Source organism: Candidatus Binataceae bacterium, assembly GCA_035308025.1.
In the GTDB taxonomy this organism is placed as follows: Bacteria; Desulfobacterota; Binatia; order Binatales; family Binataceae; genus JAJPHI01.
In genome coordinates this window covers 1-14,053 of sequence record DATGHL010000021.1, presented here as the reverse complement: position 1 = coordinate 14,053, position 14,053 = coordinate 1, and the positions used below count along the sequence as shown (strand labels likewise).

Genomic DNA, 14,053 nt, shown 5'->3' with positions numbered 1-14,053 from the left:
GGCAACCGTCAAGCGTCGAGAGGGTTCATCACCAGGCCGGTGAGCAGCTTGGGGAAGAAATAGGTCGATTTTTCGGGCATTGTCGCGCCGGCGGCCGCCACGCGCGCGACGTCGTCGACCATCGGCGGATTCATCAGAAAGGCGCCGTCAGCGGCGCCCGTCGCGACTTTAGCGAGCGCGGCGTGAGCGTCGATCGTGTATTCGAGACTGCCTCCTGCGCGAACTTCCTCAGCGGTGATCCCGAAAATTCGATCGAACACGAGCGCGTGCAGGATCGAGACTTCCAGTTCGCGCACTGCGGGCGGCGCGGCGGGCATCGTGTGGGCGAGGATCGTCGAATCGCGCAGCGTCAGAATTTTGAACTGAGGATCGCCCTTGAGCGCGACGCCCAGAGCGCCGCGTCCCAGTGAAGTCAGCGCAGCGCGGAAAGTGCCTGGGTCGGCGAACTCCTCGATGGCGAAATGGTCGCCGCTGCGCGCCGCGAACCGCATCGATGCGTCGGCGGGGAGCTGCCGCACGACGCGATGAGTCGGCAGAATCACCAAACCCGGATCGTCAAAGGCGACCAGCGTCATCATCACGTAGTCGAAGGGCTGCGCCGATTTCTCGCTGCCTGCCTCTATGCGCCGGCGGCGGTATTCTAGGGCGGTCTCGTAGCGATGGTGTCCGTCGGCGATCAACATTTGTGCGTCTGCGAGCGCATGCTGCACGATTGCAATCTCTTCGGGCGTGGTGATCGCCCTTATTTCATTGACGATTCCAGCCTCGTCAGTGGCGGCGATCGTGATCTCGCGGCGCGCGATTTCGCTGAGCAGCTTTTCTAAAGCGGCGTTATCAGAAGAATATAGTGCAAAAATCGAGCTGATGTTCGTGCGAGTCGCTTCGAGCAGCTTGAGCCGGTCCTCTTTGGCCTTGGGAAAGGTGCGCTCGTGCGGCAGGATTCGTCCACTGCCGAACGCCTCCAGGCGGACCCGCGCGATCAGCCCCCGGCGCTCGAGCTTCCGGCCGTCATGCGCGAAGCGTTGCGCGTAAAGATAAATGGCCGGACGGGAAGCGCGGGTCACTACGCCGCTGGCGCGCCATTCGGCCAGGGTCGCGGCTGCCGCGGCGTAGGGGTCAGCTTCGCGGTTCAGCTCCAGTCGAATGACGTTGTACGGACTGCGCGCGTAGAGCTCGTTCTGTCGGGCGGCGTCGATCAAATCGTAGGGTGGGGCGACGACCTGATCCCATGAGCCGACCTGAGTAGGGTCGAACGCGAGCGCCGCGAACGGCTCGATCCGATGAGTCAGACTCAACGCGGCGCTCCTGTGGCCGTCAGCGCCTCGGCGATCACGGGTTCAGCGATCGCGCCGGGCCGGACGATACGATAGTTGTTGTGAACAAATTCGATCACGGTTGAGGGTGCGCCTCCGGACAGGATTCCATCTTCAAGTATCACTTTAATTTTATCGGCGAAGACGGCGCGAAGCTGATCGGGCGCGCTAATCGGAGGCTGTCCGGCCAGATTCGCGCTGGTTGCGGTGATTGGCCGTCCCAATCCTGCCGCCAGTGCTCGCGCGAGTGGATGCGACGACACACGCACGCCGACGCCGCCGGCGCCAACCAGGGCCGGATGCAATCCGGGGCGCGCGGGCAAGACCAGCGTGAGTGGTCCCGGCCAGAACGCCGCAGCCAGACGGCGCGCGTCGAGCGGAATCTCGCGCGCCAGCGCAAAGGCTGACTCAGAATCGGCGGCGATCAGTGCAATTGGCTTATCGGGATCACGGCCCTTGAGGGACAGGAGCGCCTCCATCGACGCGGAAGATTCCGGATCTGCGGCCAGACCATAGAAGGTCTCGGTGGGATAGACCACCAACTCTCCCGCCCGCAAGGCCGCGATCGCCGCTTCCAGATTCCGATTCAATCGCTGCTCACCCATCTGTTACCTGAGCGCGCGATAAGCGATGTCGCGGCGAAAATGCTTGCCCTCGAACTCGATCAAGTCCGCGGCCTGATAAACGGTTGCAACCGCTTGCGCAAGGGTTTCTGCGAGCGCGGTTACGACCATCACGCGGCCACCGGCGGTGACCAGGCGGCCGTCGCGAATCGAGGTGCCGGCATGGAAGACCTTCACGCGGGTCTTCTTCAGCGCCCATTGAGTCTTGAGCGCGGAGGGCTCGCCGCCGTCGAGGCGGGCTAAGCCGTCAATCGGCAACTGGGTGCGATATTCGCCCGGATAGCCGCCGGCGCTGAGCACGAGCGCGACGGCCACGCGCGGCGACAGCCTGACGACCGCCTCGTGCGCGCGCCCCTGCGCGATTGCCAACAGAGTGGCGGCGAGGTCGCCGTCGAAACGCATCATCAAGGCTTCGCATTCCGGATCGCCGAAGCGGACGTTGAATTCGAGGACGTTGATTTTGTCGCGCATAGTATTTTCGTCGCGAGCGACCATCAGGCCTGCAAACAGGACGCCGCTGAAGGGCGTCCCGCGGCGCGCCATTTCACGCAGGGTAGGGCGTATGACCTCGGCCATCACGCGGCTCTCGAAAGCGCGGTCGAAACGAGGGATCGGCGAGTAGGCGCCCATCCCGCCCGTATTGGGGCCGAGATCGCCGTCGTAAACCGTCTTGTGATCCTGCACGCAGCCGAGAGCAACGGCGTCGTGCCCGTGGCAGAGCGCGAAGAAGGAGACCTCCTCGCCCGCGAGCCGCTCCTCGATTACGACGCGGCTGCCGGCGGCGCCGAAACGCCGCTGCTCGAGCGCTTCTATGAACGCCGCGCGCGCTTCGGTCGCGTCCGCGCAAACGGTGACGCCTTTGCCGAGCGCCAGACCGTCTGCTTTGACCACAAGGGGCCCGGGATGATCTTCGATGTAAGCGAAAGCGTGATCGCGATCGGCAAAAGCCTCGCCGGCGGCGGTGCGCACGCCCGCCGCGAGCATCACGGATTTGGCGAAAGCCTTGCTGGCTTCTAGCTGCGCCGCCGCGCGCGAGGGTCCTAAGATGGTGAGGCCGCGCTCGTGGAACGCGTCGACGATGCCGTCCGCCAGCGGATCCTCCGGTCCGACGATCGTGAGATCGATTTTTTCCTTGAGCGCAAAAGCGGCAAGCGCGCCCGTGTCGGTCGGTGGGATCTCAACCGGCTTGGCCAACTGCTCAATGCCCGGATTTCCGCTCGTGCAGAAAAGTCCCCAGACCGTCGGACTCTGATTGAGCCTCCAGCAGAGCGCATGCTCGCGCCCGCCCTTGCCGATCACCAGAACTTTCATCGATGCGCATTATACACGCAGAGCAGGTGCGGCCGGAGCGATCAGGCAGGGGAGGGTGGTCGGCTCATCACGAAGCAGCCCGGGCTCGTGAGGCGAGCCCGGGCCGCAATTTCGTGAATTTCGGCTGGGTTAAGCGGCGCGGCGCGGACGCGCGACATCGCGCGCCATAACTTTGTCAGCTACCGGCGCGAAGATTCTCGCGTTGGCAGCCTTCAAATCGATCGCGTCGCTCATAATCATATCGGGGGTGCCGCCGCGCGAACGCAGATCTTTGAGCGTTGCTTCAAGATCGTCGGTCTCAATCTCGTAGAGCGCCAGATACTTGTGTGATTGATCAACTTTTCCGCCTTGGGTATCTGCGAGGCGGAAACGCTGCGCACAGACAAAACCGGGGACGTTGAGCACGTCGGGGATGTGCTGCTCGTTGTACCAGCGGTTAAACTCGGTCTCCTTGCCTTCGGTGGCGTTGGTCAAGACGACGAAGGTGTACTTTGCCATGATATCCTCCTGAGATTCGCGCTGAGATTTTGCGGCGCCATCGACGGCTGCCGCAGTACGGATGCTAGTCGGATCGCGCGCCCACTGTCCAATCGTTCAACTATTCGTCAGACCACTTGAGCATCGCGCAGCGCGCCGATCTCCTCCCACGAATAGCCGAGCTCGAGCAGGATTTCCTCGGTATGCTGCCCGTGCTCCGGCGCCGGCTGAGCCTCGTGCGTGACCTCGCCGTTGAGCGTCACGGGACATCCGGTCACCGTGATTTTGCCGGCGACCGGATGCTCGAGATCGAGCAGATAGCCGTTGATGCGCGCCTGTTCGCTCGCGAGCACCTGTTGATAGTTCGCGACCTCGGTCACGAGGATATCCGCGTCGGTCAGCTCCTTGAGCCATTCAGCGGTGGATTTTCGGGGGAAAATGCCGTCGAGCACTTTCTCGATTTTCGCGCCGTGGAAATTGCGCGTGACGTTGTCGCATTCGGAATCGTTGAGCAACTCCTCGATTCCCATGATCCGGCAGAAGCGCGGCCAGCGCTGATCGTCGACCCCGGCAATGCACAGATGACCGTCACTGGTGCGAAAGGCGCCCCAGATGCCGTGCAGAAATGGATGGCAGCGGCCGGCGCGCTGCGGTTCCTCGCCGGTCATCGACGCGTAGTTCAGTTCGAAGCCTTGCGCGGCGATCATCGTGCCGTAAATGGAAGCATCAATCCGCTGTCCCTGACCAGTGCGTTCGCGCGCGAAGAGCGCAGCGAGGATGCCGCCCGCCAGCGTCAGCGCGCCGGCCTGATCCGCGATCGCGGCGCCCGCGGGCAAGGGGTTGTCGTCCGGCATGCCGGTCTTGGACATCAGGCCGCTGGCCGCCTGCGCCAGCGTGTCGCGGCTCGGGCGCTTCGCCCACGGGCCCTGCGGACCCCACGAACTCGCCTGCGCAAAGATGATGCGCGGGTTCACCGTAAGTAGCTCTTCATAACCGAGTCCCAGCCGTTCGAGCACGCCGGGCCGGTAATTGGTCATCAGGACGTCGTGCGTCTTCACCATCCGGCGCACAATTGCGATCGCCTCGGGCTTTTTGAGATCGGCAGTGATGCTGCGCTTGCCGCGATTCATCGCGGTGAAGTAGTGCGAGACATTCGCATTTTTAACGTTCGGCCCGCCGATTAGCTGCGCCAGCAGCCAGCGGCTCAGATCGCCGATCTCGCGATTTTCGACCTTGGTCACCTCGGCGCCGAGGTCGGCGAGAAACAGCCCGGCGAAGGGTCCCTGAATCTCCTGCGCGATCTCGATAATCCTGACGCCCTCGAGCGGCTTGCTCATCTTCCCGGCCTCCGCGTCCCGATAATCTCATCAAAGCGCGTCGAGCATAACACCAGCCGCTCGCAGGGCAAGGCGCGTGGCGCGATTAATGCGCGGTCATCGCTTTGTGCGGATCGTTTCTGCCCATCAGCAAGACCAGCGGCAACATGCAGAGGCAGGCGACGGCGAGGAGCCAGAAAGTATCGATATAAGCCTGCGCCGCGGCCTGTTGCTGCACCATTCCGTAGATGCGGCCGAGCGATTGGTGCAGCGCATCGGGTTGACTGAAACCGGAGTGCGAGAGATTCGTGCTCAGGCCGTCACGCATGCTACGGAACTGGCCGTCGTAGTTGGTGATGTGGCGCGCCAGCGTGTCCTGATGGATCTGGCTGCGACGCGCCACCAGCGTCGCACACATCGAGATGCCGACGCTGCCGCCGATATTGCGGAAGAGATTCGCGAGACTCGAGATCTGATTGCTGTTTTCGCCGGTGGCCGAGGCGAAGGCTGCAGTGTTGATCGGGATGAAGAGAAAAGCGAGGCCGACCGATTGATAAATGCGATACATCATGGCGGTGCGAAAATCGATTTTCAGATCAAGCCCGCACATGTGAAACAGCGCCAGCGCGGAAATTGCAAAGCCGATTCCGGCGAGCCAGCGCGCCTCGAACCTGCCGATCAGCGTCCCGACCACCGGCATCAGGACGAGGATCGCCAGCGCGCCGGGCGATAATACAAAGCCTGAGAGTTGAGCGGTATAGCCGAGCAATTCCTGCAGGAAGAGCGGCAGCAGCGTCGTCGAGCCGTAGAGCACCACGCCGAGCACGAACATCATCAGTGCGGCGATGGCGAATGAACGGCTGCGGAAGAGCTTGAGATCAAGAATGGGATGCTGCTGACGCCACTCCCAGAGCACGAAGATGAGCAGCGCGGCGACGGCGATGACGCTCAGGATCGCAATGAAATGCGATTGAAACCAATCGTCCTCCTGGCCCTTGTCGAGCACGACCTGCAGGCAGCCGAGGCCGAGCGCGATCAGGCCCAGCCCGATGTAATCGACGCTCTGTTTGCGCGCCGCGGCCTGGCTCGCAGCGTTCATGTAGGGCGGATCATCGACCATGCGGTAGGTCAGCAGAAGCGATATTAGGCCCACCGGCACATTGATGAAGAAAATCCAGCGCCAACTGAAATTGTCGGTGATGAAGCCGCCCAGCGTCGGCCCGATCGCCGGCGCCAGCACGACCGCCATCCCATAAACCGCGAACGCCATCCCGAACTTTTCGGGCGGGAAGGTATCGGAGAGGATTGCCTGCTCGCTCGGCTGCAGACCACCGCCGCCCGCGCCCTGCATCACGCGCGCGCAAATCAGCACCGTCAGGCTGGGCGCGATCCCACATAGAAACGAGCTTGCCGTGAACAGCGCCACGCAAGTCATGTAGAAGCGCTTGCGCCCGACCCGACCGGTAATCCACGCGCTGATCGGCAGCACGATCGCATTGGCGACCAGGTAGGCGGTTAGAATCCAGGTGCTCTCGTCAACGCTCGACGAGAGGCCGCCGGCGATATGCGGCAGCGAGACGTTGGCGATACTGGTGTCGAGGATCTCCATGAAGGTCGCCATCGTGACCGTCAGCGCGATCGCCCACGGATTATGCCGCGGCTTTACCCGCACCGGCGCGATCGCTCGCGGCGCGGCGCTCATCGCAGCCAGACGGTGGGCTCGACCGAAAGTCCGGGACGGAGCGCATGGTCGCCGTCCTGGCCCGGCCGGAAGCGGATGCGAATCGGCAGGCGCTGCACTACTTTGACGTAGTTGCCGGTGGCATTTTCCGGCGGGATCAGGCTGTACATTTCACCGCTGGCCCCGGCCATCCCCTCGACGTAGCCGTCATAATCGCGCCCGAGTTCATCGACATGAATAGAGACGCGCTGGCCCGCGTGCATGCGACGGACCTGCGTTTCCTTGAAATTGGCAGTGACCCAGATGTCATCGAGTCCCACGACCGCCATCATCTGCTCGCCCGGCTGCACGCGCTGCCCGACCTCGACGGTTTTTTTGCCGATTACGCCGTTTATCGGCGCCACGATTTTTGTATAACTCAGATTCAGCAAGGCCTGATCGAGCGCGGCCTGCGCCGCCTGCACTGCAGCCTCGCGGGCGGCGATGACCTTGGCGGTTGAGTCGGCCGACGCGCGGTCGGACTCGACCGTGGCTGCGGCAACGCGGTCGAGGCGGATTTTTTCCTCGTAGTCGTCCCGCGCGACGACTCCCTGCTTGAGCAAATCGGTATAGCGCGCAGCGTCGCGAGTGGCTTTCACGGCCGTTGCCGCGGATTCATGTGACTTGTCGAGCGCCGCCCGATAGTCGGCGCGCGCGCCGCTGACCTGCGCCTCGGCCAGCGCGAGGTTGGCGCGGGCGTTTTCGACGGCCACCTGTTGATCGCGCGGATCGACCGCGGCTAACCACTGTCCGGCTTTGACGCTCTCGGTCTCCTGCACATAGATCTGCGCGATCGTGCCGTCGATCCGCGCCGAGATCGGCGCGATATGGCCGTCGATTTCCGCATCGTCGGTCGCTTCGTACGAATGCAGATAGTTCCAAAGCGGCACGCCGGCGACGGCCAGCCCGGCAAGAATCGTAATCGCGATAAGAATCTTTACGAGCGTGCGCGCGCTAACCAGGCTCGGCGTGGAGGTCGCCACCGCTGCCGGTGACAGATGTGATTCACCACCTGCTGCGGGACTATCCATGGCTTCATCCCCCTTGCGTCACGATACGATCGACGTGGTTGCGGATCATCGATTGAATCTGTTTGAGATGATCACTGGAGAACTCCTTCCAGCCCAAGCGCCGCAGCGCCGAGTTCCGGCCCGTGCGAAAAACCAGGATTTGTCCGAAAATCGCGATCGCGCTCAGAGCAAGCGTGTGCTCGTTCTTCGGTGGCTTGAGCAGCGCGCTCAACAGGCCCGCGAGGACGTCGCCAAGCCGCCGCATGAAGCCCTCATAAAGTATGTCGAACGCGGCGCCGGGCGCGAGTTGTTCCCGCATGATGAAGGCGCACCAGTTATCCGCCTCCCGCCAGCCGACCAGAACCGTGACGAGCGCATCGAGGTAGCGATGCAGCAGACCCAGCGCTTCTTCGCGCGGCAGCCGCGGATTCTGCAAGGCCTGCTCGATCTCGTCGAGCAACGAGGCCATCTGCGCCGCCATCCGATCGACGATGTGTTGGGCAGCTGCGCGGTAAAGCCCTTCCTTGCTGCGGAAGTGGTAGGGAATTGCCGCCAGATTGGCGCCGGCGCGATCGGCCAACGTCCGTGTACTCGCGCCGTCGAAGCCGTATTCGCCAAAGACCGCCAGCGCGGCGTCGATCAGCCGCTGACGCGTGACCTGCCCGCGCTCCTGAACCTGCCCGCGCTCCTGAACCTGCTCCGCTGCTGCACGCATTCGTATCCGGACTCCATTGCTCATCAGCAAATTAAGCCATACGATTATAAAAGTCAATCGATTGAATGAAATCCAGTTTAACAATTTGACAAGCTTTCGGCGCAACCGGTGATTAAGCTGCGCGCATGGAACCGAGCATCTATGAGTTTCCCACGATCTTCCGGCGGGTGCACATGGAGCGCCCGGGGGATATCGAGGACGAGGTGAGCTTTCTCAAAAAAGTCTGGCAGCGACACTACAAGCGTCCGGTGCGACGCGTCCTCGATATTGCCTGCGGGGACTCGCCGCATGGGCAGATTTTGGCCGGTGACAAAATCAGCGTCGTCGGAATCGATCGCTCAGCGACTATGATCGCGGCGGGACGGGCGCGCTCCGGCGGCGTCGAGCGAGTACGCTTCTATCGGCGGCCGATCGTGAAATTCAGTCTGCCCGAACCACTCTTTGACGCGGCGTTTTTCATGTCTGAAACTTTTCCGGTGCTGCACGGCAACCAAGACTTAATGTATCACTTTAAGTCGGTGGCTAAATGCCTGCGGCCACGCGGATTGTATTGCATCGATATCGATCGCCATCACGGCGTCGAGCTCACCGCGCGCCGCAGGCCATGGCGGCGGCGCAAAGTGAGGGTAGGGGGGGTCGCCGTCGAGGTGCGGGAATTCTATCAGCCAATCGTCTGGCCTGACACGATGCAATCGATCTACGAGCTGGAATGCACGATCCATTTTCCTGAGCGTACGGTCGTCACGCGCGACGTCATCCCGGTGCGCTACACCACGCCGCCGCTGATGGAGCTCGCGGCCCGCGCCTCAGGCTGCTTCGAGATGATCGCGGCTTACGCCGATCTCTCTTTTGAGACTCCGCTCACAGAGTGTCACGGCCGCTGGCTAGCAGTGCTCAGAAGATCTAATGCCGGATAAAAGGCCTCGATGCGGATTTCGACCTAGGCCGCGAATCTGCGCGGGTCGAGCACCTCGCATTCGAGCCTTACGCCCGCCCGACTTCGCTAGTTTGGCTATCAGGAGCTTCGCGCGCAGGCGCTGCAACCTACGCGGGCGGGTTGTTCTGGGAGCCAACCACGGGTCATTCTGATAGGAAGAAGGTAATAGGCGCGACGGCTGGTCGACCCTGACGGCCTCGCGTTCAGCTTCTCTCGAATAGCTTGCCGATCCAAGACCGCGTGGCCAGTTCGAGCTCACCTTCGAAGGCTAGCGTGCGTCCATCGGACTGCCGGACCTCAGGTACCTGTGTGCGCCAGCGGTGCTTGCCGATACTCTCGTAGCTGCCGACGCCGTTACTGGCGACCTGCTCACCATTGTCCAAGTAGGCGATGCCACACCAACTATAGGTTCCACTCTTGCCGCCGCCCACGACGAAGGTTGCAGTTCCCAAGACCGTGCCCATTCCTGTTACCGACCCTTCGGTATTGGCTTGCAGAATAGTGCTACCATGCGGGCCAATACTGAACGTGATCGTGTTGAACTTGGCCGAATATTCTCCTACGAGCTTCCCGGTCGCCATATGAAAGACCTCCTGGAGAAAGATTCACCGATTTCAACTCATCTTTAGACCAAACGGCTTCGCTCAGCAAGCTTTAGCTCCCTTTGGTCCGCGGTGTTCGCCCACCCGTTATCATCGCTGATGCTGTTCAACCACGAAGCCGACTGCCTGCCAGCAGTCGAAAAATTGGAGACCGGCTAAGGGTTTTGGATTGGGCGCGAGATAGCGCCGGTCTCGGCTGCGCGGTTTGGCACTAGAGCCGGTTCGTAGGTCGCGACGCAGGGCGCGCCGGGGGCGAAAAAATGCTCGATGCGATCGTGTTCCCGCGCCAGGAAGATCAGGCTCGACGAGCGCGTGCCGTAATCGCCCAGATGCATACAGAGCGAGTTGGGACGGCCAGAGCGCGGGTCCAACTGGGTCGAATGATCGGCCAGCAGCGCGCTCAAAGCGGCGCGATTACCCAGCGGATCGCCGGCGAAATCTTCGCGCCGCGCCAGCTCGGCGAAACGGCCGTGCGAGCGGCTGATGCGCGGACACTCGAAATCGTCGATGTCGATGTTGGTCAAAAGATGGAAGCCCGGGGTGAGCTTGATCAACGTAATCTGGGCGAAGCGGTTGTAGGCGACAAAAGCCTCGTCGCGCCCGGCGATCAATAGATTGAAAGGGTTGTAATCGCCGCCGCGCTGACTGGCCGCGAAATCCGCCGCGGCCCTGACGGACTCGTGGCGCAACGCGTCCAGACAGAGCATCCCGCGCGAGCGCAGCCTCGGATCGTTCTCGGCCTCGCCATTGCGGCGATTAAGCAGCCCGGCGAGAATTCCGTGCTCATTGATGCCCAGCCACGTGCCGCTCGCCCGCAGGTCTTTACCGCCGACCACTAAGGGCTGCTGGGAAAGGATGGTTGGCGGGATCGTCGGGCGCTCCAGATATTCGTCTCGGTTCGCAGCCACGACAACCGGATAGTCGGCAAAGACCTGAAAATAGATGGCGAGCGTGCACATACCGGATTCAACTTGCCAAAGAGTCGCCTCCAATCACAAGAGGTACGTTGACCAATCTCGTGCTCGACTCAGGCCGACTCGACGGCGCGCGGTGCGGTCAATTGGCGATCGTGGCGGAATGCTTCCCCCGCGCGCACGCGCCGTGATATGCAAGATGGATTGCGCGGGAGGGAGAGTTCCAGCTGCAGCAGCCGAGGAGGGTGAATGTTCTCATCGATCGACGAGGTAATCGAGCGCTTTACGCAGAACAACTATATTGCGAGCCGGCGCATCGCGACCGTCATCTATCTGGCCACCGCGATGGGCAAGCCCGTGCTGGTCGAAGGCCCGGCAGGCGTCGGCAAGACCGATCTCGCGAAAGTGCTCGCGAGTTCACTTGACCTCGAGCTGATCCGTCTCCAGTGCTACGAGGGTCTCGACGAAGGCAAGGCGCTCTACGAGTGGGAGTACGCCAAGCAACTGCTCTACACGCAGATTCTCAAGGACAAGGTCAGCGAAGTGCTGGTGGGAGCGCAGGGACTCGCGCAGGCGGTCGACAAGATCGCCGCCGAGGACGAAGTGTTCTTCTCGGAGCGCTTCGTGCTGCCGCGTCCGCTGTTGAAGGCGATCCGATCCGACAAGCGCGTCGTCCTGCTGATTGACGAGATCGACAAGGCCGACGCCGAGTTCGAGGCCTTCCTGCTCGAACTGCTCTCGGATTTCCAGGTGACGATTCCGGAAATCGGCACGTTCAAGGCGAAAAATATTCCGCTGGTGATTCTGACCTCGAACAATGCCCGCGAAATGTCGGACGCCCTCAAGCGCCGCTGCCTGCACCTCTATATCGATTTTCCGAGCAAGGAGCAGGAACTCGCGATCGTCAAGATCAAGGTGCCCGACGCCGCCGTCGCGCTGGCCGAGGACGTCGTGCTGCTGGTGCAGTCATTGCGCAAGCTCGATCTCAAGAAAACCCCCGGGATCAGCGAAACCCTCGATTGGGTCAAGGCGCTGACCTTGCTCAACGTCCAGAATCTCGACAGCGCCCTGGTCGACGAGACGCTCGACACGATCGTCAAGTACGAAGGCGACGTGCGCAAGGCGCAGGACGAGCTCAAGGAATATATGCGGCGGGTGCGCGCCAAACGGGGTGGCGGTGAAGCCGCCGCAGCCGCTCCATTGGGGAAGCCGGCGAGTGACAAAGATCTTTTGAATTGACCAAGAGATCTTTGGGTGACCAAGACCTTTTGAAATAGTGATCTTTGCTGGGTTAGCGCGACCGCGTAAAATTTGAGAAGCCTGCTGAAGCCGCCAAAGCTGTACCGCCTGCGCGGACGGCATCGCGATTGGGCCGCGGAGTAACGATGGAAGACAAGCTGGTCGAATTTGCCAACCTGCTGCGGCAGAACGGCGTGCGTGTGTCGCTGGCGGAAACCCTCGACGCTATCAGCGCTTCGGAGGTGACCGGACTCAACGAGCGCGAGCTGTTCCGCTCGGCCTTGCGCTCGACCATGATCAAGCGTTCGCACGAAATCCCGGTCTTCGAGGAACTCTTTGACGTCTATTTCACCGGGCTGGGTGAAATCATCAAGGGAGCGAGCAAATCTGTGCAGGACGCGCTCGCCATGTCCGATCAGGATTTTCAGGACTTCCTTGATCAGATGGAAAAGATGCTCAAGGAGCATGGCGACGAATTGTCCGAGCTCGCCAAGGAGCTGCTGCAGAATCGTGATGGCCAACTCGAACGGATGATGCGCGAGGCCGCGCGCGCTGTGCGGATGCAGGGTATACAGCGGACCATCGAGGAGAATTATTTCGCCCGCGCGCTCGCCCGCGCGCTGGGCTTCGACAAGCTCGAGCAGGAAATCAAGGAGCTGCGCGACCAGCTCGCCAAGCTCGACATGGGCTCTGCGATGCGCGCCAAGATGGAGGAATACCTCGATCGACGCCTCAAGATGCTCGACGATATCATCCGCAAGTATGTGCGCCAGGAACGTGAGAAACGCGATCTCAAATCGCGCGAAGAAGCGCGGATGAACCAGCTCGCCGACAAGAGCTTCTACTATCTGAGCGATGAAGAACTCGACAAGATGCGCGAGGCCGTGACCCGGCTCGCCCAGCGGCTCAAGAATATCATCGCGATCCGGCGCAAGCGCCAGAAAAAGGGCCGCTTCGACATCAAGCGCACGCTGCGCAAAAATCTGGTCAACGGCGGCGTGCCCTTCAAGCTCTGGTTCGAACGGCGCAAGCGCGAGAAGCCGCAGATTTTGATCATGTGCGACGTCTCCGACTCGGTGCGCAACGCCTCGCGCTTCATGCTGCAGTTCGTCTATTCACTGCAGGACCTTTATTCGCGGGTGCGCAGCTTCGTCTTTGTCTCGGATATCGGCGAAGTCACCGAGAGCTTCCGCACCAACGACGTCAAGGAAGCGCTCGACGTCGCGCTCAAGGGCGACATCATTAACGTGTACGCGCACTCGGATTTCGGGCGTTCGTTCCGCAACTTTGCGAACGATCATCTGGGCGCCGTCAACAAGCGCACCACCGTGATCATTCTCGGCGACGCGCGTAACAACTATAATCTGCCGCACGATTGGGCGCTGCGCGAGGTCAAGCAACGGGCCCGCCGCGTAATCTGGCTCAATCCGGAAAGCCGCAACACGTGGGGATTCGGCGACAGCGAGATGGAGCGGTACGCACCGCACTGCGACCTGGTCGAGGAGTGCCGCAACCTCAATCAACTTTATCGCGTTATCGATCAGCTTGTGCCGCGCTGACGCGAGCCGTGCGCGCCTGCGCGCGGCAAGTCTGGTTGACGGTAAGGAACCTTTCGTCCAAAATGGGCGCTGTGATGGAGCACGCGCTCCATCACTCTGCTGAGCGCCCAAGGCCAACACCACAGAGAGCCCCTATGACCGGCCCAAAAGACGAATTTATCCTGATGGTGGTTGGCGGTCTGACCCTCGACCCCAATACCAAAATGCCCATCGTGGTGTTGAAGGATCCCGACAATAAACTCAATCTTCCGATCTGGATCGGACCGCTGGAAGCCGCCTCGATGGCGACCGAAATCGAAGGCATCAAGCCGCAGCGT

At 61.7% G+C, this 14,053-nt stretch carries 14 protein-coding genes; 4 read left to right on the top strand and 10 right to left on the bottom strand.

The window, feature by feature from the left end; all coding sequences use genetic code 11:
• Positions 1 to 8: 8 nt before the first annotated feature.
• The 8 genes from VKS22_05905 to VKS22_05870 form a co-directional block, all read right to left on the bottom strand.
• Positions 9 to 1,295 (bottom strand): DUF1015 domain-containing protein, encoded by a 1,287-nt coding sequence (locus VKS22_05905; protein HLW70139.1) that lies wholly within the window; start codon positions 1,293 to 1,295, stop codon positions 9 to 11.
• Positions 1,292 to 1,918, bottom strand: coding sequence for an L-threonylcarbamoyladenylate synthase (locus VKS22_05900; GenBank protein HLW70138.1), 627 nt, complete (start codon positions 1,916 to 1,918; stop codon positions 1,292 to 1,294). Before VKS22_05900 ends, VKS22_05905 begins: the two co-directional genes overlap by 4 nt.
• A 3-nt stretch (positions 1,919 to 1,921) precedes the next feature.
• Positions 1,922 to 3,247, bottom strand: a complete 1,326-nt coding sequence (gene purD, locus VKS22_05895; protein HLW70137.1) for a phosphoribosylamine--glycine ligase — start codon at positions 3,245 to 3,247, stop codon at positions 1,922 to 1,924.
• Between the two features lie 129 nt (positions 3,248 to 3,376).
• Entirely contained in the window at positions 3,377 to 3,745 is a 369-nt protein-coding gene (locus tag VKS22_05890) for a DUF4286 family protein (GenBank protein HLW70136.1), read from the bottom strand.
• Between the two features lie 107 nt (positions 3,746 to 3,852).
• Complete coding sequence (locus VKS22_05885) at positions 3,853 to 5,061, bottom strand: CaiB/BaiF CoA-transferase family protein (protein HLW70135.1); 1,209 nt, start codon at positions 5,059 to 5,061, stop codon at positions 3,853 to 3,855.
• A gap of 85 nt (positions 5,062 to 5,146) precedes the next feature.
• Positions 5,147 to 6,742 carry a DHA2 family efflux MFS transporter permease subunit gene (locus VKS22_05880; GenBank protein HLW70134.1) on the bottom strand — a complete coding sequence of 532 codons (1,596 nt, stop codon included), beginning with the start codon at positions 6,740 to 6,742 and terminating at the stop codon, positions 5,147 to 5,149.
• The gene (locus tag VKS22_05875; protein ID HLW70133.1) at positions 6,739 to 7,791 is read right to left on the bottom strand and encodes an HlyD family secretion protein; all 1,053 of its coding nucleotides are present in this window, start codon (positions 7,789 to 7,791) and stop codon (positions 6,739 to 6,741) included. The genes VKS22_05880 and VKS22_05875 overlap by 4 nt, the downstream gene beginning before the upstream one ends.
• 4 nt (positions 7,792 to 7,795) lie before the next feature.
• Positions 7,796 to 8,485 carry a CerR family C-terminal domain-containing protein gene (locus VKS22_05870; protein HLW70132.1) on the bottom strand — a complete coding sequence of 230 codons (690 nt, stop codon included), beginning with the start codon at positions 8,483 to 8,485 and terminating at the stop codon, positions 7,796 to 7,798.
• Positions 8,486 to 8,610: 125 nt separating this feature from the next.
• On the opposite strand from VKS22_05870, the gene VKS22_05865 reads away from it, so the two are divergent.
• Positions 8,611 to 9,402, top strand: coding sequence for a class I SAM-dependent methyltransferase (locus VKS22_05865; GenBank protein HLW70131.1), 792 nt, complete (start codon positions 8,611 to 8,613; stop codon positions 9,400 to 9,402).
• A 223-nt stretch (positions 9,403 to 9,625) separates the two neighbouring features.
• Here the strand turns inward: VKS22_05865 and VKS22_05860 are convergent, their stop codons facing one another.
• Both VKS22_05860 and VKS22_05855 read right to left on the bottom strand, forming a co-directional pair.
• Positions 9,626 to 10,003 (bottom strand): hypothetical protein, encoded by a 378-nt coding sequence (locus VKS22_05860; protein ID HLW70130.1) that lies wholly within the window; start codon positions 10,001 to 10,003, stop codon positions 9,626 to 9,628.
• Positions 10,004 to 10,179: 176 nt separating this feature from the next.
• Positions 10,180 to 10,983: an NRDE family protein gene (locus VKS22_05855; protein ID HLW70129.1), complete on the bottom strand. Its 804-nt coding sequence runs from the start codon at positions 10,981 to 10,983 to the stop codon at positions 10,180 to 10,182.
• Positions 10,984 to 11,187: 204 nt separating this feature from the next.
• Between VKS22_05855 and VKS22_05850 the strand changes: the two genes are divergently transcribed.
• From VKS22_05850 to VKS22_05840, 3 genes are all read left to right on the top strand, one after another.
• The gene (locus tag VKS22_05850; protein HLW70128.1) at positions 11,188 to 12,177 is read left to right on the top strand and encodes a MoxR family ATPase; all 990 of its coding nucleotides are present in this window, start codon (positions 11,188 to 11,190) and stop codon (positions 12,175 to 12,177) included.
• Positions 12,178 to 12,323: 146 nt separating this feature from the next.
• Positions 12,324 to 13,736, top strand: a complete 1,413-nt coding sequence (locus VKS22_05845; GenBank protein ID HLW70127.1) for a VWA domain-containing protein — start codon at positions 12,324 to 12,326, stop codon at positions 13,734 to 13,736.
• 134 nt (positions 13,737 to 13,870) lie between these two features.
• On the top strand, positions 13,871 to 14,053 hold a 183-nt coding region (locus tag VKS22_05840; protein ID HLW70126.1), incomplete at its 3' end, for a bifunctional nuclease domain-containing protein.

Bases quoted from the DNA above. Each gene is read 5' to 3' on its own strand.
- VKS22_05900 (HLW70138.1), bottom strand. From the start codon at position 1,918: ATGGGTGAGCAGCGATTGAATCGGAATCTGGAAGCGGCGATCGCGGCC.
- purD (HLW70137.1), bottom strand. From the start codon at position 3,247: ATGAAAGTTCTGGTGATCGGCAAGGGCGGGCGCGAGCATGCGCTCTGC.
- VKS22_05890 (HLW70136.1), bottom strand. From the start codon at position 3,745: ATGGCAAAGTACACCTTCGTCGTCTTGACCAACGCCACCGAAGGCAAG.
- VKS22_05885 (HLW70135.1), bottom strand. From the start codon at position 5,061: ATGAGCAAGCCGCTCGAGGGCGTCAGGATTATCGAGATCGCGCAGGAG.
- VKS22_05880 (HLW70134.1), bottom strand. From the start codon at position 6,742: ATGAGCGCCGCGCCGCGAGCGATCGCGCCGGTGCGGGTAAAGCCGCGG.
- VKS22_05875 (HLW70133.1), bottom strand. From the start codon at position 7,791: ATGGATAGTCCCGCAGCAGGTGGTGAATCACATCTGTCACCGGCAGCG.
- VKS22_05870 (HLW70132.1), bottom strand. From the start codon at position 8,485: ATGCGTGCAGCAGCGGAGCAGGTTCAGGAGCGCGGGCAGGTTCAGGAG.
- VKS22_05865 (HLW70131.1), top strand. From the start codon at position 8,611: ATGGAACCGAGCATCTATGAGTTTCCCACGATCTTCCGGCGGGTGCAC.
- VKS22_05860 (HLW70130.1), bottom strand. From the start codon at position 10,003: ATGGCGACCGGGAAGCTCGTAGGAGAATATTCGGCCAAGTTCAACACG.
- VKS22_05855 (HLW70129.1), bottom strand. From the start codon at position 10,983: ATGTGCACGCTCGCCATCTATTTTCAGGTCTTTGCCGACTATCCGGTT.
- VKS22_05850 (HLW70128.1), top strand. From the start codon at position 11,188: ATGTTCTCATCGATCGACGAGGTAATCGAGCGCTTTACGCAGAACAAC.
- VKS22_05845 (HLW70127.1), top strand. From the start codon at position 12,324: ATGGAAGACAAGCTGGTCGAATTTGCCAACCTGCTGCGGCAGAACGGC.